Source organism: Desulfitobacterium sp., from assembly GCF_982384815.1.
The window spans coordinates 12071-38168 of the sequence record NZ_CEVWNY010000009.1 but is presented as its reverse complement, the minus strand read 5'-3'; the positions used below and the strand labels follow the sequence as shown (position 1 = coordinate 38168).

Below are 26098 nucleotides of genomic sequence, written 5' to 3'. Positions count from 1 at the left end.
CTCTTTCAATCCGCCCCGATTTTCAGGATTCGGTTAGTTGGCGCATATTGATCGCGGCTAAGCAATTGCTTAGTCTCTTTGCCCTGGGCATCGGTAACAATCTTCCAAGTCTTTACAATATAGCCTTTATCTCCCTTTTGTTGTTGAACAACAGTACCGGGCCTTAAGTCCGGATCGATTTTCCGGATGGTTTGATAATTCAATTCCTTCTCAATTTCCTTTTCAAAACGCACCTTGGTTCCGGTTTTTTTGCCATAGACCTTAATAGTTAGTTGACCACCATCGACCTTGGTACGAATATAGATATAGGCTTTTGTGTCATTGCGCAGCTTCAAATCCAAGTTCGGATAATTCACTGTAGCATCCTGCCCGAGAGGAATATAGGCTACGACCACAGCATGAGGATGCCTTTCCGCAATGGCTAAATTGGCTAATAAAGCAGCATTGTATAAGGTGGAGGATACTTGACAGATCCCGCCTCCGACCCCTTTTACATATTCGTCGTTGATTACGATATAAGCATCCTTAAATCCCGTTTCCGCCGTCCGGGGTCCAATAGTTTCATTAAAAGAGAAGACTTGTCCAGGCTTCAAAAGGGTTTTATCCATTTTTTGAGCAGCCGTCGCTAAATTAGCAGTACGATTTTTATCGTTAACATCGTATTTAGTAGTAAACTCCCCAATCACGCCATCGAAAGCCAGTGCTTGCAACGATTCGGTGGTAATGGCAGCAGGAATTGCCACGCTTTGGACCGAAATTCGTTGGGGTAAGTCTGATAGGGGAGCTTTCTCCAGCTCCGCCAAAATAGCCTCTGCTTGGAAAGTTTGTCCGGAAATAGCCGGGGTAATCTGAAATTTATCATCTTTCACCTTAAAAGTTGCATCCACCGCGGAACGATTGAATTTGGAAAGCTTGTCCTTGAGAACCTGATTAGCTTTTAAGTGATCAACGGCTAAGTAAGCCTCGCTGTTCCGACCAGGATTTTTCCGGATTTCTTCCCAAGTCCGCGGAAAATCAAGAGTAATGCCTAATTCCTCGGGACTAAAGGGAATCTCTGTCTCATTGTACACTAAGAAAAGATTTTCTCCAAGTTTGTCCTCTGCCCAACTCCTGATCTTCTCCTCCCCTTGCTGGGGTGTCATCCCCCCCAAGTCCAAATCCCTCAGCCTTGTCCCCATGGGCATATTCTGGATAGAATCATCGGATGCAGCATCCGGGGTAGGATTTAATATGCGTGCTTCATTCTTGGTACAGCCAGAAATGATCAACAGAGCAAGGAACAGAAAAAGATAATGCTTGCGATTAAGACGCATAAGACCTCCCCCTTCTCACCAAGAAATTTATTGAAGTGTTTTTTAAATGTCTTTCCATAGGGTCTGCAATTTAGCCGAAAAATATTGAGCTTATCAATAAAAAGTCACACTTGAGCTATAGCAAAATAACTTGACCGGAAATAAATTGCTTAACAACAAAAAGCAGCCGGATCCGATAATAAATCGAACCTGGCTGCTTTAAAATCCCGTGCTTACTCTTCTTCTTCCATGCTTTCCCAAGCATCAGCAACTTTTTCCCACTCTTCATCATCTTCGATGTCAAGGAGCATTTCATTGCCTTCAGCATCTTTGCCCAACTTGAGGATAATTGCTTCATCAGCTTCCTCATCTTCATCGGCACTGATAGGCATTAAGACAAAATATGTAGATCCCTCAACTTCCAACGTATCGAGATGGAGGAACTCATGATCGTTGCCTTCATCATCGGTTAGAATGATTGTGTCAAATTCTTCAACGTCATGCTCGTGGTCACAGTTCGGACCATGTTTATGTTCGGTCATTTAATTCACCTCTTATTAAAGATATAGTCATTTTACTCCCCAAGTGGATGATTGTCAAATCTATCCTTTATTCTGCCCATTTTGAGCCCTTAGATAGTCAAGGTATCCCTGTAAGATAAATACGGCCGCCATTTTATCAATGACTTTTTTTCTTTTGGCACGGGATAGATCTGCCTCCAGTAAAGAGCGTTCTGCTCCTATAGTGCTGAGGCGTTCGTCCCAAAGGTTCACCGGCAAGGCAAATTCTTCCTTAAGCACCTCGGCAAATTCTTCGGTGACCTGGGCACGAGGGCCTAGGGTCCCGTTCATATTCTTGGGATACCCCAAAACGACCTGCTTGACCTCATACTCTTGGATGATTGCCCTTAATTCTTCGATTTCACCCTTGGAACGCCGGATCGTCTTCACCCCTTGGGCGGTTAGAAGGAGAGCATCACTTACAGCTACACCGATGGTCCGTTCCCCGAAATCCAGACCCATGATTCGCATTCCTACACCTCCTCATCAGTTAAACAATTTTTAAACAAAAATGAGCACAGGCTCTCCCGCAATAGCCGCAGAGTACACATTGGTCCCGATCGACAACGGCTTGCAGCGCGCCGTCTTCCTCCGACTCCTCCAAAGCTAAGGCACCTTGAGGGCAGGTCTCACAGCAACGACCGCACCCCTGACACCAGTCGGCAATATATAATTGACGCTCCCGATAGGATACGGCATTCCTTAAATCAGCGGAAATCTTTTCTCCTGCCAGATATTTAAGGTTAAAATCAACTTCCGCTCTGCCGGACATTCCTAAGGCCATCCCCTGAATTCCCTCGATGCCACGGATAAAATCCAAAGCTCTTTGAGGGTCTTGAGCCAAGTGACCTCCCCCAAAAACCTTCATAGCATAGATACCGATCCCCAGCTCCGCGGCAAAGCGGATAGCTTCAAGCATTTCTTCCAGACCACCATCGATAATCCCTAACCCCTGGCGATTGACTATGGGGTGAATCACATCAATTCCCGGAAGCAGAGCCCCAGCCCTGACGGCATCTACGGCATGGGTAGAAATCCCCGTATAGCGAATACGTCCATCGGCTTTGGCCTTTAGAAGCTCCTCCCAAGCCCCCTGATGACCCTTCAGAGTGAGGGCACTTTCCTGCTCATGGAGAAGAAAAAAGTCAACCACATCGCGATTTAAGCCTCGGCGGGCTCGTTCGATACTTTCCGCCATCTCATGGGCAGTGACGGAGTAGGATTTGCTTACCACTTTTACTTCCGGATGATCCTTAAGGGCTTCGGCGATCTGGGCATAGTTATCATATATTTCTGCCGTATCCACCCAATTTATACCCTGGTCCAAGGCGTAACGAAGGACTTGCACGCCCTCCGCAAAAGTTACACGCCCCTGCAAGGGTGAAATAGCCAAGCTGCCAAAGCATACCTCTGATACTTCTGGACCATGCCAGCCTAGTTTTACTTGTCTCATGGTCGGTTTCACATCTCCTTTTCCTGGCAAGGACTCCGTAGCGGAAAAAACACAATAACCTCACACAGAAACCCTCACCTGAAGTGAGGGTTTCCCAAAATTACTCTTTTTTTAAATATGAACTAACCAGCTCTTCCAGAAGCTCATACCGTTCCAGCTTCCTGATCAGGGATCGCGCCTGATTATGACTCGTAATATAAACCGGATCACCCGACATCAAGTACCCTACCAGCTGATTGATCGGGTCATACCCTTTTTCCTCTAAGGCTGTATACACTTGTTGTAAAATTTCCTGGGGTGAGACATCCCCCCCCTGAGATTTAAACATCATCGTGTGCTCTAAACGGTCCACTTGGCGTTCCCCCTTTGCCACCTAAAACTCTCTTCTGTATTCCACTGTATAGTTCACTTAACAAATAATATTCTCCCGAAACCGTTGATTTCCTCTATTTTAAAAAAAACCTTTTATAATTCCTGGAACCTTAGCTAAGGCTTCACCCAGTTTGGCAGGCTCTTTTCCTCCGGCCTGAGCCATGTCGGGACGACCCCCACCACCGCCGCCGGTGATTTTAGCCACTTCCTTAATAATCTGCCCCGCATGAAGCCCGCTTAAACCTGTCGGTGTCACAACCGTTACCCAATTGACTTTACCCTCGGCCGCTGCCCCCAGGACCAACACTCCGGTCTTGATTTTATCCTTGAGAAGGTCGGCCGTATGGCGAAGACTATCCATATCCTGAGCGGAAACTTTAGCCGCCAGAACCGTGACTCCTTCCACCTCTTGGACTTGCTGCAAGAGGGACTCTACTTCGGCCTTTGCTACTTTAGCATTAAGCTGCTGAACTTCCTTCTCCAAATCCTTTGTTTGGGTTATCAGGCCTTGGACTCGTTTGCTAAGATCAGTTGGCTGGGCCTTAAGAAGTTGCGCAATATCCTGGAGCTGATCATTAAGCGAACGCAGATAATTGAGGGCTTCTACTCCCGCGACAGCTTCGATCCGTCTTAAGCCGGCACCGATACCGCCTTCGGAGATGATTTTGACCAGACCGATTTCTCCGGTAGCCCGGACGTGTGTTCCGCCGCAAAGTTCTTTGGAGAAGTCGCCCATGTCGACTACCCGTACAGTGTCACCGTATTTTTCGCCGAAAAGTGCCGTAGCGCCGCCGGCCTTGGCTGCATCCAGGCTCATTTCTTCTGCGGCAACGGGAAGATTGGCCAGTACGGCCTCATTGAGAATATCCTCTACTTTCTGCAGCTCAACGGGTGTTAGTGCAGAAAAATGAGTAAAGTCAAAACGAAGACGCTCCGGGGTGACCAAGGATCCCGCTTGCTGAACATGCTCCCCTAACACAGTACGCAGGGCAGTTTGAAGAAGGTGGGTAGCACTATGATGGCGGGCCGTAGCTTGACGAGCTTGTTCATCTACGAGAGCCTCAACCTCATCTCCGCTATTAAGAACTCCTTGGGTAAGGACAAAGCGATGATAGATGGTTCCGGTAACACCCTTCTTCACTTCCGTAAGTTTGGCCTCAGCCCGCTGGGTGCGGATGACCCCACAGTCGGAGATCTGTCCGCCACTTTCCGCATAGAAGGGGGAATCAGTTAGGAATATCAGTACTTCGTCTCCTTCAGCAGCATCCCTTACCTCTTCTCCATCACGGAAGATAGCCTCGACCTTAGTCTTGATGGCTAACTTCTCATAGCCAAGGAAAGGAGTTGTGCCCAAGGCTTTGGTTTTTTCGGTAATTACGGCACTTTCCTGGACTGCTTTCATTTGTTGGGACTGTTCTTTGGCCAAATTGCGATGTTCTTCAGACGCAGCATTAAAGCCGGCCATATCCACATTTATTCCCTGCTCAATGAGCATTTCTTCTGTAAGCTCTACAGGGAAGCCGTAGGTCTCGTACAGATAGAAGGCGTCAGCCCCGCTAAGGGTGGTTTCGCCTGCTTCTTGAAGGGCTTTAACCTTTTCCAGGAGGATCTGGGTTCCTTGCTCAAGGGTTGCTTGGAAATTCTTCTCTTCTAAACGCAGGTGGTTGAGAATGAAGTTTTCATTTTCCTTAAGCTCAGGGTAATGATGGCTGTAGTCTCTTTGGATAATCAAGAAAATTTGCTCCAGGAATGGCTTGTCAATGCCTAATAGACGGGCATAGCGAATCGCACGACGTAGAATCCGGCGCAGAACATAACCCCGGCCCTCGCTGCCGGGACGAATTCCGTCGGAGAGCATGAAGGATACGGCGCGGGTATGGTCAGCAACCACCTTCATGGCAACATCGTTTTTAGGGTTATCATGATAAGGTATGCCCGACAGCTCAGATACTTTATTGATAATCGGCAGGAACAAATCCGTATCAAAGTTAGAGGCTGCCCCTTGCATTACCGAAGCAATCCGCTCCAGCCCCATACCGGTATCAATATTTTGTTTGGGCAGCGGAGTAAGCATGCCGGATTCATCCCGATTGTACTGCATGAAGACCAGATTCCAGATCTCAAGGAAACGGTCGCAATCGCAGCCTAAGGCACAGCCCGGTTTGCCACAGCCACGGCTTTCTCCTAAGTCTACATAGATTTCCGAGCAATAACCACAAGGCCCTACCGGACCGGCAGCCCATAAGTTTTCCGGGTCGTATTTTATGCGGTCGGGAGAGACTCCGGTTTTTTCAATCCAGAGGTTTTTAGCTTCCTCATCTTCCGGGTGGACGGTGATCCAGAGCTGCTCGATGGGCAGTTTGAGGACTTCTGTGACAAACTCCCATGCCCAGGGTATGGCTTCCCCTTTAAAATAATCGCCAAAGGAGAAATTCCCCAGCATTTCAAAGAAGGTATGATGGCGGGCAGTTTTTCCCACGACCTCTAAGTCGGGAGTACGGACGCATTTTTGGGATGTGGTAGCCCGAGGAAATGGCGGTTCTACTTTGCGCATGAAATAAGGCTTAAAAGGTACCATCCCCGCTACCGTGAGCAATAAGGTAGGGTCATCCTTGGGAATCAAGGATGCACTAGGCAAAATTCTATGACCTTTGGATTCGAAAAACTTCAAAAACATTTCTCGCAGTTGATTACCTGTATACATGGTAATTCCTCCTTAAGGTGAATAAATGTGAATGTCCTACTTTAGGGTGTCATCCTGAAGGAGGAACGACTGAAGGATCTTATCAGGTCAAGATACTTCGCTTCCGCTCAGTATGACAATTGTGGGATAAAAATAAATAAACCCGCCCCCTAAATCAGGGACGGGATATTTCCGTGGTACCACCCTGCTTACCATTATCGAAGTTCGATATTCGATGTTCGAAGTTCGAGTAGTGGTCGCTTTGCGACAGTTTACTGTCATCGCACTTAACGGGTGCCTCGTCAAGGTTAACTTGCCCTCGGGAATAGCCTTCATACAAAACCCCTTGGCACCTTTACACCTACCGGCGCCTCTCTAAAAAAGGAATTACTATATTACTCGTTCCCTCATCGGTTTTAAACTTATGCATCAATCTTACAAATTAATCTCAAGTATAGCGGAATGACTGGGAATTTGTCAACTTTCACTTTTTTCGTTGTTGTTGCTCTTTAAACCGCTACTGCCTTTTGGCATAGTGAACTATATCCAGCTCCACTTCTTCTGCTAATAGCTGCTAATAACTCCGACTAGGGAATACTGGGTATAAAGAATCGGTGTCTCAATTGATACAGCATAGTGCTATAGCCATGCCACCGTAGATTTTGTCTCTCTTAAGTTAGTAAATCTTAAATATATATTCTCGCCCTGTAGCAGTATTGTCGAATGTATATAAACCATGAAGGTATAGTTCATTGCTTTCAATATCTTCTTTTTTTACTTCCTCACCTTGTATAATATAAACCGCTCTAAAATTCGGATATATCGATTTGGATTCAGGTAGCGACTTAACAGAGAGGACAAAAGTCACAATGGCTTCTTCACGGAATATATTTGATAATTCATATGCTTGAATTATTCTAATGGTCGTTTCTACGGGTACGGTATGTGCAAACGAAATGTTTGTTTCATCGTTATATACAATATCATAGTTTCCATTAAATCCATTGACAGTTATTAAGTTGTTTTCACTGAAAAGTTGCCAGGTTATTGTTGAAACCGTACCATCAGGATTAGTTGAGATGTCCAGTTTGTGAAACAAAATATCCGTAAACCCAGGTTTTAAATGTTTCTTAATATTATTAATTTCCTTATCAAGATTTACCTGATTAGCTTGAATTAAAACTTTGGTATTAGTAGTACATCCGGAAACAATCATCATTACTATTAATAACTGAAGGAATGCACCAATACCTTTTTTGCCTATATTGTTCATGTTACTATCTCCATATATTGTAAATATGAAATTATAAACCTAATAAACAATTAGCTTTTGAAATAAATACTCCTTTCTAAAGAAAGATAAACTTTCTCCTTAATCACTAGTATTAATTTCTAGCCGAAAACCGTTATGCGGCAAAAATGGCAGCTAAAGTAATGATTAGACTTCGGGAACCCTTTTTTTTCATGTGGTCTGCAATCCCTCCCCTCTTCGCTTTTACGGTTCTACTTAATAAACGAATCAGGGAGGTGATTTATAACACATTTTTCAGAGTAAAATCAGCCTATTTTCCTACACTTTTCGCCATTTTAATTAATTCTCCCCGTTCTATTTCCGAAGCGAGATAAAATGAATGCTCTTGATTATGCCATACTACCGTGGTAAAGCCCTCTTTTTCAGAAATAAAACCCTCCACACCATTGATTAGAACTTTTTCCACTTGGGCCTCCTCCGTATCGATCATTAATTCCATGGTTTCACTGGTATACTGGTTAAATTCAATCTGCTCGCCCTGTTCATTGGCATAATAGATGATTTTAGCCGAAGCATAGGTTTCCGCATTGACGATCTTAAAACCTTCCGGAATATATTCCGGGATATACACATTGCCCCAAGGCTCAGGTATCCCTTCCGGTTTAGACACCTTGTCGTTTTGTGCTTCCTTTTCTAAGCCAGGCTGAAAACGGATTTTCGTGAATTCGTTCTCTGCCTCTATCATGAAATTCAAGATTTTGACCCGGGCTGCTTCGCTGGTGGCCGCTAACACGCCAATGCTTAAGCATATTACTATCAAGCCTATTGCTACCTTTGGGAGAACTTTTGAGCCCTTCTTACATACATTGAGAAATCCGTCCCTGAATTGCCTATATCTAATAAACTTCTTCACACGTGCGTCTAATTCAGGTGGAAAAGGATTCTCTTGATAAAACCTCTCTTTTTCCGCATCGACATTTTCACAGATGTGATCTAGCTGGCAGCTTCCGGCATATTCCATCAAGGCGTCCATCATTTTTTCTTTGGCAGCTTCTTTATGAGATAACGACTTATCCATTGTTCACCGCCTCCTTTTCCTCTGCCAACATCGCTATCAACTTCCTTCGTGCCCTGCTGATTCTTACCCTCAAATTCTCCAATCTAATTCCCATCATCTCAGCTAATTCCTGATCAGACAGATGGTAGACATATTTTAAAAGGATTAAGTCACCATGGGCGGTAGGTAATTCCCCGATCTTTTTTAGTAAATGGTTAAAGGTTTCAGCATTAATTATTTCATCTTCAACGGATTCAGAATTGTCAAATATTAAATTCTCCAGTTCATCTAAAGATAAATCTGTGCGGTTTCTTTTTCGCTGTATGTCAATAGCCGTATTTCTTACAATAATAATTATAAATACCCTAGTCTTTTTACAATTTACTTCATCAATTTTATCCAATTTATCCGCCATTTTAATAAAGGCTGAGTGGACTGCATCCTGAGCCAAATGATAGTCTTTTAATATACTATAAGCCACATAAAACATATCTTCCTTATACAGAGAGTATAGATACTCAAGCTTATTACGGCTATTGCCATTAATTTTTACTAACAAAAGAAACTGCATTTAAGGCTTACCCCCTTTTGCCAATAGTTCTCTGCCCTGCCAGCCTTCTCCGCTTAAATTTAATAATTCAACCTAATTAAGATATTTCCTTCCATAAAAAGCAAAACCTCCCTAAACCGTTCGTTATGGTTCAAGGAGGTTTTCATTTTTGCATCGGACTGGAATTTTACATAGGCAATGGCTTATTGGGTGGGGGTGGGGATGGATATTGGCTAATGCCATAGAAAAACCATTTGGGTTATGAGTACGTGGTTCTATTCCTTAAAACGGTAGCTTACCTTCACCGGAAACTCGTTGGTTTTCATCCCTTCCTGAATCCAAGTGCTATAGGCCATATACATATTCTCTTCCCCGGCTGCATAGAAGATTCCTTCCCCCGGGAAAATTGCCTTTATTTTTTCAGGGTATTTGATCTCTACTGGCGTATAAGGTTCCCTTAAGTTGTATCCCCAGTAATAGACTTTTCCGTCATGGGTTACAGCTAAGAAATCGCTTTCCCGGGGTGAAACCACGAAGTCTTTAACATTTTCTAGGAATAGCCGGGGCTCCTGACTGAATCTAAATCCCCAAGCATACAGATTTCCCGTTGCCGATAAAACAAAATTATCGTAGGCTGCCGACTTGGCTTTAATTGCTTTTTCCGGCAAGGATATTTTTTGGTACTTAAGGTCCTGCATCTGAACATTCGGCATATACATTTCCTCGGCAAATTTATTTTGCCAAGTTCCCCACTGGTAGACTTCGCCTTCTGCGGTCAAGGCCAGCCAATAGCTCCGGCTGGGAAATATCTCGGCAAAGGGAACTGGCGTCTCGATTTTAACCGGACCGGCTACATATTCCATAGTCCCGGTCGCCAATCCTCCAAAGGTATTGTCTCCCCACATGTACCAGTTCCCGCTCTCTGCTAAAGCTGCTGTGCTGTACATGCCGCTGCATATTTTGGTTATTTTTTCGGGCAGGGGAACTCGGGTTGGAGTAAGGTACCATTTATCCGCGCGATGGTCATGGCCAAGTGAATTGAATTGGCTTAGTCCCCAATTGTACACTTCGCCCTTGGCGGTCAGCACCGTAAATGCATAGAGGCCCGCTTCGATTTGCGTGATGGTATCCAGCATCGGAACATAGGTTGGCTCCTCATGGCTAGTCGCCGTTGCCGTTCCCAGCGTCCCCATTTCGCCGGGTCCTTTGGTAAACACCTTGCCTGATTCCGTAAGAAAGGCCTCCATGGTTGCCGCCGCAACGACTTCCTGGCTAAACTCCGGAATAATAACCGGGTCCGGATTGGCTACGACGGATTGCATATCGACTACGGTCGGCGTGTCCCGGGATGTCTGATCTCCGGTCATCAGCTGCCCATAATCATTAGCACCAAAGGCATAGAGCTTTCCGCTTTCTCCAAGGGCATAGCTGTGATGAAAGCCGGTAGCGATCAAAGTAATTTTTTCCGGAAAAGCGACATTCTCCGGTGACAGTGCTTCTTTCCGGTCCGTCAAGCCTAACTGATTCCTGGCATTGTCCCCCCAGGCCAGTACCTTTCCGGAGCGTGTTAGAGCCAGGATATGACTGGGGCCCACAGCAACATCCCGGAGCGGGTCCTCGGCAAAACTTCTGAAAAGGGGAACCTTGCGCAGTTGATAATCGCCGCTGGCAAGTTCACCACGAAAATTATCTCCCCACAGGTACAAAGATCCTTCCGCTGTCAAGAGAACGTAAAACAATCGGCCGGCCGCGATTTTGACTATTTCTCCCGATTTATAAGGGATTGCGCCGAAGATATTTTCGCCAACCGGACCAAAAAATGTACCCTCGTCCCCTATGCCCATAATTGTATTGTTAGAGATACCTATCATATTTATTTTTTGGGGAATATACCGCTCGTTTTCTTTCCCATTAACAATCGAAAACGCCCGGCTTTGTGGCAGGGGAACAGCTTGATAGATCGGCTCATAATTGAGGTCCTCCAACGTCACCAGTCGCTCCATTCTGGTTAGGCGGATCAACATTACCAGTCCATCCTGTCGTTCCGATTGTATACCCAGCCCCTAAGTTTAATTTAATTCTAATTCCACTTCCTATAGAATTAGTTGATAATGCTTAAGATTTTTTTAGTGTTTACTTCATAAGTTTCAATCTGATCTTTAGTTGCTTTATCCAGATCAATATAAGATATTTCATCAAGCAATTCAGAAATTGCCTTTAAGTCTTCAAGTTTGCTCTTCAGAGATTTAATATCTTCCGTTTCTCCAATAAGATTTTCAAAGTATTTGTTAAGCTCCACAATAACTGTAATTGCTGATTCTTGTAATACCGGCACTACAATTTTATCAAAAGTTTGGGGCATATTAGGTTTATTTGTGCTATTTATCAGCAAGATAATTTGAGCACTATCATACGTATATCCTTCGAGTAATCCATGTAAATAGCTTAAATCTGAAGCCGTTTCAGCTTTCAAAGCATGCTCAACTACATTTTGGTATTCCCATAACTTATTGTGGTATTCAAAGTTAAAAACACCATACATTAAACTGTAATAATGGGATTCGGTGACCCTGCCGGGTTCAATTTCATTAGTTTGCTTATTACATCCCGAAATAAAAATTACAAAAATGGATAGAATCAAAAACAAAGTATATTTTTTATAAGGCATATCCAAATTCCTCCATACCACCAACCCTAGTTGAAATAAGCAAAATTAAATGCTAGTTGTAACTAGCATTTAATTTTGTGATTAACGATTAAAACTATGGCATATTTATTGCATTAATATCACTTTTATACCAAATATTTTCCTGAGGAGCCCAGTTTATTTTAGCACCTATAGAACCTTTGACTATTCCAAGGCCGGAAAATTGCACTAATGGATCAAGTGTCCCGCTAAACATAAAGTTAGTAAAACTATGTTGATATTCAACAGCAAAATCTAAATACCCAGAAGCTATTGGAGTAACATATGCCGCTACATATTGTTCAGAAGTAAAAATAGAATATCTATAGTCATATGAATTAAAGACTAATGTTCCATTGTATGCTCCTGCAGGACTTTTGAGACTATTATAATTAGAGTTAGATGTATTATAAGAGTAGAAGTCACCTTTTGAACTGTCCCAAGACAGTATGATAGAATCATATGATGCCGGAAATTGTTCAGCAGCCGAAGGTTTATAATAAGCAATAAGTCAGACGGTTGCGGGAATCGAACCAACTAAAAGAACCGTTAATAAAATCGCCATTATCGCTTTCTTCTTCATAATAAATCACCTCCCTCCTTCGTTTGTTTTTTACGGTTCTACTTAATAAACGAATCAGGGAGGGTATTAATAACACTTTTTTCAAATAAAATTAAACCTATTTTCTTACACTTTTCGCCATTTTAATTAATTCTTCACGTTTTATTTTCGAAGTGCGATAAAAGGAATATTTTTAATAATACCACACTATCATGGTAAGGCCCTCTTACTGCAGCTATTTCCTTCACAAAAAGCAAAACCTCCCTAAGCCATTCAATCTGGTTCAAGGGAGGTTTTATTTCAATAGTTGGATCACGTCCTGACTAAGCATCTGACTTCATCTCGGAAGAAACCAGCCAGAAATAGATATGACGAATAATTACTCGTAAAACAGCGGCTATTGGTACTGAAAAGAGCATTCCCCAAAAACCGGCGATTTCTCCCCCGGCCAGCAAGGCAAAAATGATCCAGAGGGGATGCAAGCCAACGCTATCACCCATTAGCTTAGGGGAAATGACATTACCTTCTAACTGCTGAACGATGAGGATCACTATAGCCACCTTGATGGCCATAAAAGGGGATACGATGAGGCCGAGCAGTATAGAAGGGATAGCACCGATCAACGGACCGAAGTAAGGAATTAAATCAAAAACTCCACAGAGAACTCCAATCAGCAAAGCATAATCCATCCCCACAAGCTTTACACCGATTCCACATAGAATGCCGACAATTATGGCTACCAGGAGATTCCCACGGATAAAACTACGGACAATGTGGCTCATATCCTGGGTCACTCTTTGCCAAGCAACGCGTTTGCGCTGGGGAACAATCCGTAGAAAACCCGTTTGCAGACGTTGCCAATCTGCCAGTAAGTAAATGGCAATAACCGGCGATAAGATTAGTAAGCTCATGGAAGTCAGCAGCTGTGGCAGATTATCCAGAAATTCCTCGAGCCAACTTACTAAAAATGATTCCCCTTCTGCTAAATGCTCGTCCAAAACAGTGACTACTTGATGAGGAAGTCCTGTGGCCCGGAAGTTGTCCCTAAACCCTTGAACTGTCTGTTCAAGGGTTTGGATAGTTGTCGGGAGAACTAGGGTAAGCTTCGATAGTTCCAGGTAAAGTTTGGGGATAATGATGAAGATCAACAGCCCGATGCCCAGGAGAATCCCTACGAATACGATAGCGATTGACAGCCTCCGCCCTACTCCCCGCTTAATTAGATTTTCAACCACCGGGGCTAATAAGTAAGCTAAGATAAGGGCCAAAATGAACGGACTTAAGATAGAGCGCACAGAGAGGATCAAAAATATACTTAATAAAACGATTATTGTCAGGAAAACCCAACGCCACTTTTCCTTTTTCATCGTTCCCCCCACCTTTTCCTGTATCTCCATTTCACAGTCTATAAAGGAATGTTCAGGTAGAGTTTTAACTCTATCTGAAGTTAGTTGACTCGTCCGGACTTGGCGCCACTTAGCTCCTACTTAGGGAGTGGAAGTCTTAATGGTGGTTAGCCATCGGACAAGAATGTCTTTCCCTGTTTTTTGGTATTTTATACCGCCGGTAAATCTCTATAGTAAGTACTTAAGGACCAGCCCGCATGATGCCAGCCGAATTAATCGGGTAGGAGGCCACCCATTATTTGAGTGGCCGACCTCCCACACCACCGTACGTACCGTTCGGTATACGGCGGTTCCAAAGTTTACACATTACTTCGCAGAATAACACTCACTAAAGCTAAGGTACCCAATTCGCTTGAAGCGTTCGTTGGATAGGGCTTTCGTCAAAATAGGGCTATGGGCTGTTCGCCAGTAGCCTTTTCTTGTGTTTGCCCACATCCATGCTTGTTCTATGGATATGCCTGCTTTCTTGAGGTTTTCAAATCGCGTTCGGATTCTCTTCCATCGCTTCCAGGTCACCATTCTTACGCGACTTCTCAGCCATTCGTCTAACTTTGCAAGCAGACTTTTCGCATCGGCTAGTTTGAAGTAATTTGTCCAGCCCCGTACGATTTGGTTGAGCTTCTTCCTACGTTCCTCGATTCCCATACCGTTGCTTCGTCCAGTTGCTTCTCGGATTTTATCCTTAAGCTTCTGGATGCTTTTGGGGTGGACTCTCAGACGCCCCTCTCCTCTGTAGATGTAAAAGCTATATCCAAGAAACTTGACATAATTTACGTGAGCGACCTTGGTTTTCTCCCTATTTACTCTGAGAAATAACTTTCCCTCGATGTACGGTAGAATGTGGTCTAAAGTGCGATTTGCCGCTTTCTTGCTTTTGCAGAAAATCATCATATCGTCTGCATAGCGTACAAAACGGTGCCCCCGCTTCTCTAGCTCATGGTCACACTCGTTTAGCATAATGTTGCCAAGTAACGGACTTAAGGGCCCACCTTGCGGTACGCCCTCCGAGCTTTCTTCAAAGAATCCCTCAACTATAACTCCTGCTCTGAGGAATTTGTGGATTAGGGAGATGACTCTTCCATCTTTTATCGTCTCCGATAAGATTTGGATGAGTTTACTTTGGTTGACCGTATCGAAGTATTTTTCTAAATCCATGTCCACTACGTATTTGTAGCCATCACCGATATTTCTCTGGCATCTTCGCAGGGCGTCATGGGCACTCCGTTTCGGTCTGAATCCAAAGCTGTTGTCTGAGAATTGTTTTTCGAAGATGGGGCTTAGCACCTGTGTTATCGCTTGTTGAATTAGCCTGTCTACGACGGTCGGTATTCCCAGCTTTCTTGTCTTCCCGTTTTCTTTCGGTATTTCTACCCTCCGCACGGGTTTTGGACGGTACTTCCCATCCCAGAGAGATTCCACGAGTTCTTCCTTGTGGTCTTTCAGGAAGGGTAGAAGTTCATCCACCTGCATGCCATCAATTCCACCAGCACCTTTATTCCTTTTCACTTGCTTGTAAGCTTGGTTTAGGTTGTCGGTACTCAGGATTTGCTCAAGTAATCCTTCTGTCTGCTCGTTTGTGTTGGTGTTGTCGGTTTCGGCCATCTTCGGTGACACGCACACTTCTGCATACTCTTTCTGTTCCGCAGATACCCTTTGCAGATAGTCTTCAAAGCGAAGTTGTCTGTGTTTTAAATTGCCACTTTCAGTAACTTTCATTGACCCACACCTCCTTTGGTTCGGCCCTTCCTTCGGTGTCTAGAACACCTCTGTACTATGGCCTCGGCTGACTCCTCACGACAAATCTTGTTTCAACCAGGTTTCTTACTCTGTTTCCACCTGTCCGTGAGGCCTCCCACGGTAAGACGATTCACTTTAATTCCATGTACCCGCAACATTTACGCTGACGTGTCTGTGTAGCTTTTGGGCTTTGACTTGTGATGCAGTCTCACCCCACGTTTCGCGCCTGATGTTATTCGTGTTCCTCGGGTCGGAACTTTGCCGCTGGCTTCCTTTAGATTCCACCTCGCGATGGACACCCTTGCCTTAAGCTAATGGTTGGTCGCTACATACCCCCATAACGGACTTTCACCGTCTAGTTAATCGCCATGCGTGGCGCACATCGAAGAGCGTAAGTCAGCCAAATGCCGACTTACGCTCTTACGAGTACTAGGCGAATCATAATTTTTAAGGAACCGGAGAGACTAAAACATCCTTTTCATACCCTTACGCATTATAGACATGGTTTTGTTGCGGGGACGCATCATATAACCAACTGTAATACCTAGGAGACTACCCGCCACCATGCCGCCAATAACTTGTCCTGATTTCAAGGTATATCCCTCCTTATTATCTTCTACTCCGCTGCCGCCTCACTGACCGCTCCATCCAGTGCCGGGTCATCCCAGGCAATTAAGGAGCCGTCCTCGGCTAAGTCATAGATAACAACTTGGTCCGTATTGCTGGTGAATTCCACACAGCAATCCCAACAGTAAAACTGACCTACCCCGACCTTACCGATGGCACGACCACTACAAACCGGACAATTCATGATAGTGAACCCCCTTCATTTCCTTTGTCCCAGGGGGATACCTGGTCTTCAACGATTAAGACATCTTTCCCATCTACCATAATGTTTGCTTGTAAAATTGTGCCGCGACCTTCAAATAGATCGGAAAATAGGCCATCTGAAACCTCGTACCCAACAATGGTCTCAGCTGAATCATCAAGAAAGACATCCTCAATCGTGCCCTTTGCTTCCCCGCCTTGGGTAAATACTTGATTACCAACTTTTTGTGACCATTTAACTCCCTGAATCCCTTGAACCACATGGTCCGTGACAGTTAAGGCATCTTTCCCGACCGCTGCAACATATTCACGGGGAATGCCTTTTGTAGAGTGAAAAATGTGCGCATTTTCCAAGAGAATTCCGCTAATTTTCCTGCTTTCCTCATCGAAAACCACATCTTTAACCCAACCAATCTGGTCTCCGCTTCTAATACTCAAAACAGGTAAACCAAGGATTTCCCGTGTGCGTCGCATTTTTCCCCTCCTTCTAAAATTTTTTATGGTTCTATGCTACTATGCCCACTAATTTGCTTGCTCATTCATTCACTAATATAATTTTTGCGAATTAAGGAGACAGGTGAAACAAGGTTCCTGTCCCCTCATCTCACTTATCCCCGTGGGCCGGTAATAATTTTGCCGCCCCCTACCACTAGATCTCCCTGGTAGAAGACTACGGCTTGACCAGGGGTAATGGCCCGTTGAGGAGTTGCGAATTCAACTTTGATAACAGGGCCGATGGCCCCAGGAATTGAATCAGCATCTTTAAGGGGGGTGATTTTCGCCGGGGCGGGAGACGCTTTATAACGTATCTTCGCCTCTACGTCCAAGGAACCTTGGAGCTTAGGTATTGCTATCCAGTTCAAATCAGTAGCCAGCAAAGAGTTCGCGTAAACCTCTTGGTCCTCGCCTAAAACCACTTCATTGCGGTCAACATTAAAGCCGATCACGAACATGGGTTTACCAAAGGTTACTCCTAAGCCTTTTCTCTGACCAACGGTATAGTTCACCAAGCCTTGGTGTCTGCCTAGAACTTTCCCCTCTTTGTCCACGAAATTCCCCGGTTGAATCTTACCTGGGACTCTTTCGCGAAGAAAGGAAACGTAATCATCATCGGGAATGAAGCAGATTTCTTGGCTATCGGGCTTTCGTGAGACACGCAGCAGCCCTCGCTGTGCAGCCATTTCCCGTATCTGTTCTTTCTTATATTGCGCAAGGGGGAACAAAGTGTGCTTCAATTGCTCTTGAGTCAAAGTATAGAGCATATAGGTCTGATCCTTCCAGGTATCCACCGGCCGACTCATGAGATAGCGCCCGCTCCGGGGATCTTGAAAGACTTTGGCGTAATGCCCCGTGGCCAAATAATCTGCACCTAAGCCCCTGGCCTTCTTCAAAAACTCCCCCCAACGGACAACCCGATTGCACATGGTACAGGGATTGGGAGTTTCCCCACTCAAATAAGCATTTGTAAAATAATCTATAACATTTTCTTCAAATATGTCCCGGAAGTTCAAAACGTAATGAGGTATACCTAATTGATAAGCTACCTTACGGGCATCATCAATGGATGTAATCGAACAACATCCTCCCACATCATCCGGACCCCCGGAGGGGATGGTTTGGAGGGTAATACCGATTACCTCATATCCTTCTTCCTTAAGCAAAGCGGCGGCCATGGAACTATCCACACCGCCGCTCATGCCGACAATTACCTTCTTCTTTTCGGTAAGCGCCATCTTTTCATCCCTATGCCTTTTTATGCTTCTCGTGATAGTCCTTAATAGCTTCATGCAAAGCATCAGCAGCTAAGTTGGAACAGTGCATCTTAGCCGGAGGAAGTCCATCAAGGGCTTCAGCAACAGCAGCGTTTGTAATTTTCAGGGCTTCTTCGATAGTCTTGCCCTTAACCATTTCCGTAACCATACTGCTGGTGGCTACAGCAGCCCCACAGCCGAAGGTTTTAAATTTAACGTCTTTAATAATATCTCCGTCTACATCCAAATAAATACGCATAATATCGCCGCATTTGGCATTTCCTACTTCACCTACTCCATCGGCGTTTTCAATCTCACCAACGTTGCGGGGGTTCATAAAATGGTCCATAACTTTTTCAGTATACATATCTTTCATTCCTCCTTATTGGGCTTGGGCTTGTTCGCATTTTCTATGTTTGGCCTGATCATAAAGGGGGGACATCATCCGTAACCGTTCAACTATTTTGGGTAGTTGCTCAAGGACGTAATCCACATCTTCTTCGGTATTTTGATGACCAAAGGAGAAACGGAGGGAGCCATGAGCAATTTCGTGACTGAGTCCCATTGCCAGTAAGACATGAGAGGGATCTAAGGAGCCTGATGTGCAGGCCGAGCCGCTGGAAGCAGCAATGCCCATCATATCGAGACTTAAAAGGAGCGCTTCCCCTTCAACAAATTGAATGCTGACGTTCAAATTTCCAGGGAGACGTTTTTCTCCGCGTGGTCCATTTATTTTAACATAATCTATTTTTTCCAGGATACCGTTCATGAGTTTATCCCGCAGTTTAGCCTCCCGAAGGGCTTCTTCTTCCATCCGTTCCGCTGCTAACTCACAGGCTTTACCAAAACCGATAATTCCGGGAGTATTCTCTGTCCCGGAGCGGCGTTTCTTTTCTTGCCCGCCGCCATAAATGCGAGGAATAACCCTTACCCCTTTACGAATGTAAAGAGCCCCTACCCCTTTAGGTCCATAGATCTTATGACTGGATACGGTCATCAGGTCTACATTCATGGCCTTTACATCAATGGGGAGCTTACCAAAGGACTGTACTGCATCGACATGGAAGACTACGCCCTTTTCCCGGGCAAGTTTGCCGATCTCGGCAATGGGTTGGATAGCTCCCACCTCGTTATTGGCATGCATGATGGTAATCAAGATCGTATCCGGCCGAATAGCCTTTTCGACATCCGCTACCGATACTATTCCCTCTTCGTCTACAGGAATAATCGTGAGTTCATAACCGTTCTTTTCGAGAAATTCGCAGGTTTCCAAGACAGCGTGATGCTCCACCGCTGAAGTAATAATATGTTTTCCCTTTTTACTCAGGGCCTCAGCCGTTCCGATAACGGCAAGGTTATCTGCTTCGGTACCGCCGCTGGTAAAAGTAATTTCCCGTGGGTCTGCTCCCAGTAGCTTAGCCACAGACTCTCTGGCAGTCTCTAAGGCCGCCTTGGCCTCCCGACCAAAACTATGAACACTGGAAGGATTTCCGTATTTCTCTGTATAATAAGTCATGATAAGCTTGGCAACTTCAGGATCGACTGGAGTTGTAGCACTATGGTCAAGGTAAACTCTACGCATTATGGTTCCTCCTAAGTAAACTTTGATTAAATAAGATTTTCTCAGAAAAATAAGTTTTATTCAGAGTCGGCAATGGAGTTCATGGTCTGAGGGTCTTTTACCAGGTCAGCCAAGGTGATGGAATCCAATACATCTTCAATGGGGTCACGGACCTTCTCCCGAATAGTCCTGGTCACACAGTAGTCCGACTTCTGACAGCACTCAGGATCGCTGCTGGACTCACACTCCACCGGTGCAATCGGCCCCTCCAATACCCTAATAATATCGCCAATTCTTATTTTTTCGGCTTTCTTACCTAAGACATAACCACCTTGGGCCCCTCGAATACTCTTTACCAGTCCGGCTTTACGCAGACCGGATATAAGTTGTTCAAGATAGTGCTCGGACAGTCCCTGTCGATCGGCTATACTTTTTAGGGAGATCGGCCCTTCGCCTGAATTTAAAGCTAGATCAACCATAGCCGTGAGACCATAGCGGCCTTTCGTAGATAGCTTCAAATCCTCCACTCCTTTTCTCTATTATCCATATAGTAAACCAGCTATAGCTATTTCTTTTTTCAAGGATATCTTACTAAAACACTCGGGATTTGTCAAGAAGATACCCGACCATTTTGCTCAGATTTTTTTAAGAAATTTTTAAGGTTCCCTTGCATTATCTCCACTTTCCAGATCAATCCTTTTTTGGGAGAGTTCCTTTTTTTGCTTTGGCTAAGATTCTTCACTGCATTCAGAATGACCCGAACGTTTTGGAGCTTGTTTTGATTCAACCACAAAATCAAAGTATACTGAGAGTAGACCCCCATGTGCAATGTCATCCTGAGCATAGGCGAAGGATCTTTTTCTGAGTAGTTAATACTGCTTATAAGCTTCACATTACATATTGAATATAATTCAAGAAAGGATTTGTTACCTCATGGACTTATTTTCTGCTTCCTTTAATCCCCATCAAGTAGCACCTCTTGCCGAAAGAATGCGTCCTCAGTCCCTTGATGAATATATTGGCCAATCAGAAATCATCGGCCCCGGCAAACTCCTGCGCCGTGCTATCGAAGCCGACCGGGTTACCTCCCTCATTCTCTATGGTCCTCCCGGAACCGGCAAAACATCTTTGGCACAGGTTATTGCCAACGCCACCTCATCCGGCTTTGTGCGCATTAATGCAGTGACCTCAGGAGTCAAAGAGATTCGGGAAATCATCCAGGGAGCCACGGAGCAACTTCATCTCTATGGAAAAAAGACCTTGGTTTTTTGCGATGAAGTCCATCGTTTTAACAAAGGACAGCAAGATGCACTGCTCCCGGCGGTGGAGAACGGAACCATTACTTTTATCGGTGCCACTACAGAGAACCCTTTCTTTGAGCTTAACTCCGCACTTTTAAGCCGTTCTACTCTATTTCGTCTGCAACCACTTACTGCTGAGGACATTCGCAGAGGCCTGGAACAAGCTCTCAAGAATAAAGAACGAGGTCTCGGGAATTATTCCGTGCAGATCGACCCGGAGGCTTGGGAGCATTGGCTTAATTATGCCAATGGTGATCTGCGGCGGGCCTTAAATGCTTTGGAACTGGCTGTTCTAACTACCCCTCCCGAGGCGGGAGTTCGTCATATCACTATGCAAGTAGCCGAAGAATCTATCCAGCAAAGAGCGATGCGCTTTGATAAGGATGGCGATAACCACTATGATATTATCTCTGCCTTTATCAAAAGCATGCGTGGTTCCGACCCCGATGCGGCTCTCTATTGGCTGGCAGTTCTCCTGGAATCCGGGGAAGACCCTCGCTTTATCGTTCGCCGCATCATCGTCCATGCCTCTGAAGATGTAGGATTAGCTGATCCGATGGTTATGCTGCAGGCCCATGCTGCTGCCAATGCCTTGGAATGGTTAGGTCTTCCGGAAGCAAAAATTCCCATCGCTCAGGCGGTCTTGGCTATAGCTACAGCCCCTAAAAGCAATAGTACGATTATTGGCATCGATCAGGCCTTAGCCTATGTGCGAACCCATCCCACCGGCCAAGTCCCTGCGCATCTCCGGGATGCCCATTATCCGGGGGCTAGAAAACTTGGCCACGGCGAAAACTACCTTTATCCTCATGATTATCCCGGCCATTGGGTAAAACAAACTTATCTTCCCGATGAAGTTCAAGGAGAGACCTTCTTTACTCCTTCCGGAATAGGGCAGGATAACGAAAATAGAGGAAAGGGTCCTTCACTGCGTCCAGAATGAACGACGTTTTAGAGTCTGTCATACCGAGTGCCGACATAGGATTCTACTACCCAAAAAGGGGCCGTTGCTCCACGAACTCTTCTGTTCGTTTCGCAACTGCCCCTTTTAGTTGGTTAACTTGAGTGAATCAAGGAACCTGTTCCCGTTATTCATCAGGCATGCTTTTCCAGCATTTTAACCAGGTCGGCTTTACCACGGAAGCCAACGGTCTTATCAACGATTTGACCATTTTTGAAAATTGCTAAAGTGGGAATGCTCATTACTTGGTATTGGCCGGAAATTGCCGGATTCTCATCCACATTGAGTTTGCCAATGGTAATCTTACCTACATATTCATCAGCCAGTTCCTCGATAACCGGAGCAACCATCCGGCACGGACCACACCAAGCGGCCCAGAAGTCAACTAAAACAGGTTTGTCGGCTCCTAACACATCTTGATTCCAATTTTCCGCTGTAAAGGTCTTAACATTTGCACCTGCCATAAAAGATACCTCCTCGATATTTGGATTCTATTAACTTTGAGTTTCAAAAAGCTTTGGGATGGCGTTCATTATTTAATAAATTTTGACAGTACCGTAATTAACTCATCGATAGACTCATCCTTATACTCTTGTACCACGGCTTTTTGCAAACATTCCCGGGAATGGTTTTCGAAGATCATAACGCCAACTTTGTTGATGGCCGCACGCACTGCTGCAACTTGGATTAAAATATCCACACAATACTTCTCGTTATCAACCATCCGTTGAAGTCCTTTAACCTGCCCTTCAATTTTCTTCAGCCGCCGGATAATATCCTCTTTTTGTGTGAGATTAATTTCTTCCTGCACCGCACGTTCCCCTCTCTAATACCCTTAGGGGGTACCACCTAGAAATATTATAGTCATACATATATCATTTTGTCAAAGGTTTTGCTATTTAAAATTTAGATGGAGCTAAACATTTATCTGATTGTCGTTATATTATTTTGCTTTACTCGGTAGAATATCCGTTTTAATATGCAATTCTTTTAACTGTCTGCTATCAACGGGAGATGGCGCTTGAATCATCAGGTCGGAGGCGCTTTGAGTCTTAGGGAATGCGATTACGTCGCGGATGTTATCCTTACCGGTCAAAAGCATGGTTAGACGGTCAAGACCAAAGGCAATTCCGCCATGGGGTGGGGTACCGTATTCGAAGGCATCCAGTAAATAGCCGAATTTAGCCTTAGCTTCCTCAGGGGATAATCCCAGCAGATCAAACATCTGCTCCTGAACAGCCCTTTGATGAATTCGGATGCTTCCTCCACCCAGTTCGATACCGTTAAGTACCATGTCATAGGCTTTGGCTCTGACCTTACCCGGCTCCGTCTTTAAGAGAGGCAAATCTTCCATCATGGGTGAAGTGAAGGGGTGATGAATTGCCACAAAACGCTTTTCCTCTTCATCCCACTCCAGAAGCGGGAATTCCGTAACCCATAGGAAGTTTAAGGCATCTTCAGGTATAAGGTTCAAACGTTTACCTAATTCCAGCCTTAGGTGTCCCAAGGCATCCGCTACCACTGTTTCTTTATCGGCGACAAAGAAGAGGATGTCCCCGGTCTCTCCTTTCAAGGTGGCAATCAAATTGTTAAGCTGTTCTTCGGTGAAGAATTTGGCGATAGGTGATTTAATGCCCTCTTCGCCTAAGACGATATAAGCCAGTCCTTTCGCTCCATAGATGCTGACAAATTGGACTAAGCCGTCTAGCTCCCGGCGGGGCATGCCGGCGCAACCTTTGGCACAGAGACCTTTAACCCGTCCGCCTTTAGCTAATGTGTCGGTAAAGACTTTGAAGTTGGAGTCCTTGACACACTCGGCAACGTCCACCATTTCCATGCCAAAACGAATATCGGGCTTATCCGAACCGTACAATTCCATAGCTTCCTTATAGGTCATCCGGGGGAAGGGGCTGGAAATATCCCGACCCGTAGTTTCTTTAAAAATACGCACCATAAGCTCTTCCATCATGGGCAGGATATCTTCCACTTCAACAAAAGACATTTCCACGTCTAATTGGGTAAATTCCGGCTGGCGGTCTGCTCGTAAATCCTCGTCACGGAAGCAGCGGGCGATCTGGAAATACTTCTCCATTCCGGAAACCATAAGAAGCTGCTTAAAGATCTGGGGGGATTGGGGCAAAGCGTAGAATTCCCCGGGGTGAACCCGACTGGGAACCAGGTAGTCCCTGGCACCTTCGGGAGAGGATTTAATGAGCATGGGGGTCTCGATTTCATAGAAACCTTTACCATCGAAGAAATTGCGCATGATCTGGGTAACCTGATGACGGGTTTTAAAGACCTTTTGCATTTCCGGACGGCGTAAGTCTAAATAACGATATTTTAGACGCACCATTTCGTCGACATCCACATCATCTTGGATATAGAAAGGCGGAGTTTTGGCCCCGTTCAAGATTTCCAGGGTTTCGGCAACAACTTCCACTTCCCCTGTTTCCAGATTGGGGTTTGCTGCTCCTTCGGGACGTGGGCGAACTTTACCTTTAATCGAAACCACATATTCGGAGCGTAAACGCTCAGCGGCTGCAAATTCCGGCATATCGGGGTTAAACACAACCTGTACAAAACCTGAGCGATCCCGGAGATCCACGAAAATGACTCCCCCATGATCCCGGCGGCGTTGTACCCAACCTAAAAGGTGAATGACTTCTCCCGCATGGCTCAATCTTAAACTCCCTGCTTCGGTTCGATTGGCTAATAATGTCATTATCTTCCATCCTCCTTATACTTCTTAACTACGTATTCTTCAAAATCCGGAATTGCTATTTCCTCTTGCTCTCCCAGTCTAAGGTTGCGGACAATAACGACTCCTTTGTTTAATTCCTCTTCCCCAAGGATTACCGCATACTTGGCTTGATTTCGGTCAGCTGCTTTAAGCTGAGCCTTGAGACTCCTTCCCAGTAGATCGATGCTTACCGGAATTCCTTGCTTTCGCAAACGACTGATTAGGGCAAACCCTTCCCTTTGGGCCTTTTCCCCGAGAGCCACCAGCATCAAATATTCCTTTGCTTCTTCTTCCTGCTCAGCCTTGGCAAGATTCAGAGCGGAAAGGACTCTCTCCATCCCCATGGCAAAACCGATTCCCGGTGTGGGAGGACCGCCTACTTCTTGAACAAGCCCGTCATAACGTCCACCACCACAGATAGCACTTTGAGCACCGATATCTTCCACCAAAACCTCAAAGGCCGTCTTACGGTAATAATCCAGCCCGCGGACCAGACGTGGATCGACCTTATACTGGACTTCAGCCGCACTCAATAGTTTTTGTAGTTCTGCAAAGTGGTCAGCGCATTCGTCACAAAGGGTATCTAAGGTAGTTGGTGCCCCCCGAGTGATTTCCTGACAGGTGGGGTTTTTACAGTCTAAAATGCGTAAGGGATTTTTCTCAAAACGTGCTTGGCAATCCTTACATAACTGTTCCTTGCGGGGAGCCAGGAACTCCTGCAGTTTTTTCTTATGCTCGGGACGGCACTCAGGACAGCCTACGGAATTCACGTGAACTTCCAGTCCTTTCAGACCCAAGCGGCTGTAGAGATCCCAGACCAAGGTAATGACTTCCGCATCCACCATAGGCTTGTCCGCACCTAAGACCTCTACCCCAAACTGATGAAACTGCCGGTACCTTCCTGATTGAGGCCGCTCATAGCGAAACATGGGTCCGCAATAATAGAGCTTTACCGGCTGGGGACCACCGTAGAGTTTGTTCTCCACATAAGCCCGACAAACAGAGGCTGTCCCTTCCGGGCGTAAGGTGATGGAACGATCCCCCTTATCCAGGAAAGTATACATTTCCTTGTTGACGATGTCGGTAGTTTCCCCTACCCCCCGCTGAAAAAGCTCTGTTGCTTCAAACATCGGGGTGCGTATCTCTTGATAGCCATATTCTTTACAGATCTTTCTTATCTGTTCCTCAAGATCTTGCCATTGTTCCACTACACCAGGCAATAAATCCTGGGTGCCCTTTGGTCGTTGAATAGCCATACCTTTGAACTCCTTCCTAGAATTTAACACATGTGAATAATGGGGACAGGCCCCTTGATTCACTAAAGATTGAAAAACCAATCAAAAAAG

26 protein-coding genes and 1 other annotated feature are annotated in these 26098 nt (G+C 45.2%); of the genes, 1 reads left to right on the top strand and 25 read right to left on the bottom strand.

Annotated elements, in window-relative coordinates:
- Positions 1–5 precede the first annotated feature (5 nt).
- The 21 genes from AC1U9U_RS03065 to AC1U9U_RS02965 all read right to left on the bottom strand — a co-directional run bounded on the left by AC1U9U_RS03065 (position 6) and on the right by AC1U9U_RS02965 (position 20268).
- Complete coding sequence (locus tag AC1U9U_RS03065) at positions 6–1313, bottom strand: VanW family protein (RefSeq protein WP_479959076.1); 1308 nt, start codon at positions 1311–1313, stop codon at positions 6–8.
- 212 nt (positions 1314–1525) lie between these two features.
- Positions 1526–1834, bottom strand: coding sequence for a DUF1292 domain-containing protein (locus AC1U9U_RS03060; protein WP_479959075.1), 309 nt, complete (start codon positions 1832–1834; stop codon positions 1526–1528).
- A 60-nt stretch (positions 1835–1894) separates the two neighbouring features.
- Entirely contained in the window at positions 1895–2323 is a 429-nt protein-coding gene (gene ruvX / locus AC1U9U_RS03055) for a Holliday junction resolvase RuvX (RefSeq protein ID WP_479959074.1), read from the bottom strand.
- Between the two features lie 19 nt (positions 2324–2342).
- The gene (locus AC1U9U_RS03050) at positions 2343–3305 is read right to left on the bottom strand and encodes an aldo/keto reductase (RefSeq protein ID WP_479959073.1); all 963 of its coding nucleotides are present in this window, start codon (positions 3303–3305) and stop codon (positions 2343–2345) included.
- 100 nt (positions 3306–3405) lie between these two features.
- The gene (locus tag AC1U9U_RS03045; RefSeq protein WP_479959093.1) at positions 3406–3657 is read right to left on the bottom strand and encodes an IreB family regulatory phosphoprotein; all 252 of its coding nucleotides are present in this window, start codon (positions 3655–3657) and stop codon (positions 3406–3408) included.
- 99 nt (positions 3658–3756) lie between these two features.
- Complete coding sequence (gene alaS / locus AC1U9U_RS03040; protein WP_479959072.1) at positions 3757–6381, bottom strand: alanine--tRNA ligase; 2625 nt, start codon at positions 6379–6381, stop codon at positions 3757–3759.
- A 153-nt stretch (positions 6382–6534) separates the two neighbouring features.
- Positions 6535–6780 (bottom strand) — a binding site (T-box leader).
- A gap of 256 nt (positions 6781–7036) precedes the next feature.
- A complete protein-coding gene (locus tag AC1U9U_RS03035; protein WP_479959071.1) occupies positions 7037–7633 on the bottom strand; it encodes a hypothetical protein in 597 nt (198 codons plus the stop codon).
- Between the two features lie 289 nt (positions 7634–7922).
- Positions 7923–8690 (bottom strand): DUF4367 domain-containing protein, encoded by a 768-nt coding sequence (locus tag AC1U9U_RS03030; protein ID WP_479959070.1) that lies wholly within the window; start codon positions 8688–8690, stop codon positions 7923–7925.
- On the bottom strand, positions 8683–9240 hold the full coding sequence (locus AC1U9U_RS03025; protein WP_479959069.1) for an RNA polymerase sigma factor: 558 nt from the start codon (positions 9238–9240) through the stop codon (positions 8683–8685). Before AC1U9U_RS03025 ends, AC1U9U_RS03030 begins: the two co-directional genes overlap by 8 nt.
- Positions 9241–9494: 254 nt before the next feature.
- Positions 9495–11243, bottom strand: coding sequence for an RCC1 domain-containing protein (locus AC1U9U_RS03020; protein ID WP_479959068.1), 1749 nt, complete (start codon positions 11241–11243; stop codon positions 9495–9497).
- A gap of 77 nt (positions 11244–11320) precedes the next feature.
- Positions 11321–11887 (bottom strand): hypothetical protein, encoded by a 567-nt coding sequence (locus AC1U9U_RS03015; RefSeq protein WP_479959067.1) that lies wholly within the window; start codon positions 11885–11887, stop codon positions 11321–11323.
- 529 nt (positions 11888–12416) lie between these two features.
- Positions 12417–12488, bottom strand: a complete 72-nt coding sequence (locus tag AC1U9U_RS03010; RefSeq protein WP_479959092.1) for a Dr family adhesin — start codon at positions 12486–12488, stop codon at positions 12417–12419.
- A 302-nt stretch (positions 12489–12790) separates the two neighbouring features.
- Entirely contained in the window at positions 12791–13834 is a 1044-nt protein-coding gene (locus tag AC1U9U_RS03005; RefSeq protein WP_479959066.1) for an AI-2E family transporter, read from the bottom strand.
- Positions 13835–14179: 345 nt separating this feature from the next.
- Positions 14180–15589: a group II intron reverse transcriptase/maturase gene (gene ltrA, locus AC1U9U_RS03000; protein WP_479959065.1), complete on the bottom strand. Its 1410-nt coding sequence runs from the start codon at positions 15587–15589 to the stop codon at positions 14180–14182.
- Between the two features lie 485 nt (positions 15590–16074).
- Complete coding sequence (locus AC1U9U_RS02995; RefSeq protein ID WP_479959064.1) at positions 16075–16203, bottom strand: hypothetical protein; 129 nt, start codon at positions 16201–16203, stop codon at positions 16075–16077.
- A 23-nt stretch (positions 16204–16226) separates the two neighbouring features.
- Complete coding sequence (locus AC1U9U_RS02990; protein WP_479959063.1) at positions 16227–16421, bottom strand: hypothetical protein; 195 nt, start codon at positions 16419–16421, stop codon at positions 16227–16229.
- Positions 16418–16912, bottom strand: coding sequence for a PRC-barrel domain-containing protein (locus AC1U9U_RS02985; protein ID WP_479959062.1), 495 nt, complete (start codon positions 16910–16912; stop codon positions 16418–16420). Before AC1U9U_RS02985 ends, AC1U9U_RS02990 begins: the two co-directional genes overlap by 4 nt.
- Positions 16913–17046: 134 nt before the next feature.
- The gene (mnmA, locus tag AC1U9U_RS02980) at positions 17047–18171 is read right to left on the bottom strand and encodes a tRNA 2-thiouridine(34) synthase MnmA (RefSeq protein WP_479959061.1); all 1125 of its coding nucleotides are present in this window, start codon (positions 18169–18171) and stop codon (positions 17047–17049) included.
- A gap of 10 nt (positions 18172–18181) precedes the next feature.
- The gene (gene nifU / locus AC1U9U_RS02975; protein ID WP_479959060.1) at positions 18182–18556 is read right to left on the bottom strand and encodes a Fe-S cluster assembly scaffold protein NifU; all 375 of its coding nucleotides are present in this window, start codon (positions 18554–18556) and stop codon (positions 18182–18184) included.
- 15 nt (positions 18557–18571) lie between these two features.
- Positions 18572–19771 carry a cysteine desulfurase NifS gene (gene nifS, locus AC1U9U_RS02970; protein ID WP_479959059.1) on the bottom strand — a complete coding sequence of 400 codons (1200 nt, stop codon included), beginning with the start codon at positions 19769–19771 and terminating at the stop codon, positions 18572–18574.
- A 56-nt stretch (positions 19772–19827) separates the two neighbouring features.
- Positions 19828–20268, bottom strand: coding sequence for an RrF2 family transcriptional regulator (locus tag AC1U9U_RS02965; protein ID WP_479959058.1), 441 nt, complete (start codon positions 20266–20268; stop codon positions 19828–19830).
- Positions 20269–20683: 415 nt separating this feature from the next.
- Between AC1U9U_RS02965 and AC1U9U_RS02960 the strand changes: the two genes are divergently transcribed.
- Positions 20684–21994: a replication-associated recombination protein A gene (locus tag AC1U9U_RS02960; protein WP_479959057.1), complete on the top strand. Its 1311-nt coding sequence runs from the start codon at positions 20684–20686 to the stop codon at positions 21992–21994.
- A 152-nt stretch (positions 21995–22146) separates the two neighbouring features.
- Here the strand turns inward: AC1U9U_RS02960 and trxA are convergent, their stop codons facing one another.
- The 4 genes from trxA to hisS form a co-directional block, all read right to left on the bottom strand.
- Positions 22147–22476, bottom strand: coding sequence for a thioredoxin (gene trxA / locus AC1U9U_RS02955; RefSeq protein ID WP_479959056.1), 330 nt, complete (start codon positions 22474–22476; stop codon positions 22147–22149).
- 68 nt (positions 22477–22544) lie between these two features.
- The gene (locus AC1U9U_RS02950) at positions 22545–22823 is read right to left on the bottom strand and encodes a metal-sensitive transcriptional regulator (RefSeq protein ID WP_479959055.1); all 279 of its coding nucleotides are present in this window, start codon (positions 22821–22823) and stop codon (positions 22545–22547) included.
- A gap of 132 nt (positions 22824–22955) precedes the next feature.
- On the bottom strand, positions 22956–24734 hold the full coding sequence (gene aspS / locus AC1U9U_RS02945; protein ID WP_479959054.1) for an aspartate--tRNA ligase: 1779 nt from the start codon (positions 24732–24734) through the stop codon (positions 22956–22958).
- A complete protein-coding gene (hisS, locus tag AC1U9U_RS02940; RefSeq protein WP_479959053.1) occupies positions 24734–26008 on the bottom strand; it encodes a histidine--tRNA ligase in 1275 nt (424 codons plus the stop codon). Before hisS ends, aspS begins: the two co-directional genes overlap by 1 nt.
- Between the last annotated feature and the right edge of the window lie 90 nt (positions 26009–26098).

Coding starts and splice junctions, on each gene's coding strand:
- AC1U9U_RS03065 (WP_479959076.1), bottom strand. CDS start 1,313: ATGCGTCTTAATCGCAAGCATTATCTTTTTCTGTTCCTTGCTCTGTTG.
- AC1U9U_RS03060 (WP_479959075.1), bottom strand. CDS start 1,834: ATGACCGAACATAAACATGGTCCGAACTGTGACCACGAGCATGACGTT.
- ruvX (WP_479959074.1), bottom strand. CDS start 2,323: ATGCGAATCATGGGTCTGGATTTCGGGGAACGGACCATCGGTGTAGCT.
- AC1U9U_RS03050 (WP_479959073.1), bottom strand. CDS start 3,305: ATGAGACAAGTAAAACTAGGCTGGCATGGTCCAGAAGTATCAGAGGTA.
- alaS (WP_479959072.1), bottom strand. CDS start 6,381: ATGTATACAGGTAATCAACTGCGAGAAATGTTTTTGAAGTTTTTCGAA.
- AC1U9U_RS03035 (WP_479959071.1), bottom strand. CDS start 7,633: ATGAACAATATAGGCAAAAAAGGTATTGGTGCATTCCTTCAGTTATTA.
- AC1U9U_RS03030 (WP_479959070.1), bottom strand. CDS start 8,690: ATGGATAAGTCGTTATCTCATAAAGAAGCTGCCAAAGAAAAAATGATG.
- AC1U9U_RS03025 (WP_479959069.1), bottom strand. CDS start 9,240: ATGCAGTTTCTTTTGTTAGTAAAAATTAATGGCAATAGCCGTAATAAG.
- AC1U9U_RS03020 (WP_479959068.1), bottom strand. CDS start 11,243: ATGTTGATCCGCCTAACCAGAATGGAGCGACTGGTGACGTTGGAGGAC.
- AC1U9U_RS03015 (WP_479959067.1), bottom strand. CDS start 11,887: ATGCCTTATAAAAAATATACTTTGTTTTTGATTCTATCCATTTTTGTA.
- AC1U9U_RS03005 (WP_479959066.1), bottom strand. CDS start 13,834: ATGAAAAAGGAAAAGTGGCGTTGGGTTTTCCTGACAATAATCGTTTTA.
- ltrA (WP_479959065.1), bottom strand. CDS start 15,589: ATGAAAGTTACTGAAAGTGGCAATTTAAAACACAGACAACTTCGCTTT.
- AC1U9U_RS02990 (WP_479959063.1), bottom strand. CDS start 16,421: ATGAATTGTCCGGTTTGTAGTGGTCGTGCCATCGGTAAGGTCGGGGTA.
- AC1U9U_RS02985 (WP_479959062.1), bottom strand. CDS start 16,912: ATGCGACGCACACGGGAAATCCTTGGTTTACCTGTTTTGAGTATTAGA.
- mnmA (WP_479959061.1), bottom strand. CDS start 18,171: ATGGCGCTTACCGAAAAGAAGAAGGTAATTGTCGGCATGAGCGGCGGT.
- nifU (WP_479959060.1), bottom strand. CDS start 18,556: ATGTATACTGAAAAAGTTATGGACCATTTTATGAACCCCCGCAACGTT.
- nifS (WP_479959059.1), bottom strand. CDS start 19,771: ATGCGTAGAGTTTACCTTGACCATAGTGCTACAACTCCAGTCGATCCT.
- AC1U9U_RS02960 (WP_479959057.1), top strand. CDS start 20,684: ATGGACTTATTTTCTGCTTCCTTTAATCCCCATCAAGTAGCACCTCTT.
- trxA (WP_479959056.1), bottom strand. CDS start 22,476: ATGGCAGGTGCAAATGTTAAGACCTTTACAGCGGAAAATTGGAATCAA.
- aspS (WP_479959054.1), bottom strand. CDS start 24,734: ATGACATTATTAGCCAATCGAACCGAAGCAGGGAGTTTAAGATTGAGC.
- hisS (WP_479959053.1), bottom strand. CDS start 26,008: ATGGCTATTCAACGACCAAAGGGCACCCAGGATTTATTGCCTGGTGTA.